Here is a 2,138-nt window from a genome sequence, read left to right as displayed (position 1 = left end):
GAACTTAATATAACAACACTGGCAGAGGATTATCCTCTGTCTTTTAATTTTTATACACAAAAAAAGAGAATGTTGCCACAACTAACCTAATTGGTTAATTGTGCAACACCCTCTTTTTGCTATGTTCACGATAAAGTTGATAAATCTGTTTGAGCGGGATTATTAATTAAATTACCTTTAAAGTCAAAACGGGAACCATGACATGGACAGTCCCAACTTAGTTCATCAGGATTCCATTCTAGTTGGCATCCTAAATGAGGACAACGGGTAGAGACTATAAAAGTTTCATCAGTAGATGCTTTATAAACGCCTACCTTCTCTCCTTCATATTCAACAATACCACCATGGCCCTTGGGAAGTGCATCAATCTCAACACTTGGTTTTACAAAAAGTTGTTTAGAAAGGGATTTAATGGCATGTGTACTCTCGTCTAAGGAGGATTTTAAAGACTCTGTAATTGTAAAACGAAGAGGAGAAAAAACTTCTGCATAGTCATTTGTTTTGCCCAGAATAAGATCACTAATGATTTGTGCGGAGACCATAGATGAAGACATGCCCCATTTACCAAAACCTGTTGCTACATACCAATGAGGGGTAGAGTGGGAAAATTGGCCGATATAAGGGATACCATCTAGGGTCATACAATCTTGAGCAGACCAATGAGTAGATTCTTCAGAACATGGCCAAAAATCTTTGGCTTTCTCTTGCAAATAAGCATAATTACCACCGGTAGAGTTTTCACCAGTACGATGGCCACAACCGCCTAATAGAAGAAACTCTCCATTATTTCTAAAAGATAATCCATTAGGGTCAATACCTAGATACATACCATCTAATTTGCCAGCGTTTTTTAAGGCTACAACATAGCTACGTTCTTGATGCATACGCATAAAATAATAACCAGGTTTATTAATGAAAGGATAATGACAGGCAAATATAATATCTTTAGCTGTTACAGTACCTTTATCTGTAAAAATACGTTCATTTTCTACAGCATTAACTGGAGTGTGCTCATAGATCGTAAGATCTTTTGAAAGTGCTTGAATAAATTTTAAAGGATGAAACTGTGCCTGACTATCAAACTTGACCGCACCTTCAACTGAAAAAGGAAGATGTGTTTGAGTAACAAAAGTAGCGGGTATACCTAAAGACTTAGCAGCTAAAGCTTCTTCTTGTAAGGAATGACTATCTAAAGTGGAATAGATATAAGCTGGGTAATGCTCAAATTCACATTCAATATTATGTTCTTGAATAAGAGTACGGTAGTATTCTATAGCATTTTGATTAGCAGTAGCATATTGAAGAGCCTTCTCCTTACCAAAGTGAGTTATTAATTTATCGTAGATTAATCCGTGCTGAGAAGTAATTTTAGCTGTTGTTCCACTTGTTTGACCACTTCCAATAGTATTGGCTTCTAGAATAATAGTTTGAATATCCTGTGATTTTAAGAAGTAGGCAATGAGAATGCCTGCAAGTCCGCCGCCAATGACTGCAACATCTGTATGAAGGTCGCCATTAAGACTATTGTGCGGAGCGAGTTTTACTGTCTGTTTCCAACTTGATTCCATTAATTTTCACCTCTTAATTAGGATTAACAAAATATCTATAATTATCATACTATCTTCATGATCTTTCTAAGTTAATGAAAGGAGAGACTATAAGTAGTGGAATATACTAGGATATAAGACCTTGTTAATGAAATCAAAGTAGAAGTATCTAGAATGGGATAAAGGGAAGCGTACAAAGGTTATAGTATATCTCTACTTGAAATGAGTCCTAAGAAAATTAGAAAGTTACTATAATAGGGGATGTATATAGAAAGAGCAATTATAATAGGCTTGATTTAGAGGATAGAAGAATAAAGATAAAAGGCTAAAAATATGAAACTGTTGATAATTCTGTTGATAATATGTTGGTAATTTGAGGATAAGATTAATAAATAGGGGATAACATAAAAAAAGGAAAAAATCTAAAAAAACTCTAGAAATAGTGTTGACTTATAGTTGGTGATGGTGCATAATGAATCAAGTCAGCAGGGCACAGCGCCACTAAGACACAAGGCATAAGGCCTTGGTAAATAAAGAAAAATGAACTTTGAAAATAAAATAGTAACCATTAAACCAGTCGATTCAAAAGTC

General features: G+C 34.8%; 1 protein-coding gene. It reads right to left on the bottom strand.

Annotation, left to right across the window (positions count from 1 at the left end; translation table 11 throughout):
* Nucleotides 1-125: 125 nt before the first annotated feature.
* Entirely contained in the window at nt 126-1,568 is a 1,443-nt protein-coding gene (locus RRY75_RS14125) for an FAD-dependent oxidoreductase (protein ID WP_332494650.1), read from the bottom strand.
* Nucleotides 1,569-2,138 lie beyond the last annotated feature (570 nt).

It is taken from the genome of Niameybacter sp. (assembly GCF_036655075.1).
Taxonomy (GTDB): domain Bacteria; phylum Bacillota; class Clostridia; order Lachnospirales; family Cellulosilyticaceae; genus Holtiella.
Note: the sequence above shows the minus strand (reverse complement) of the source record. Positions and strands in the feature narration are given on the sequence as shown.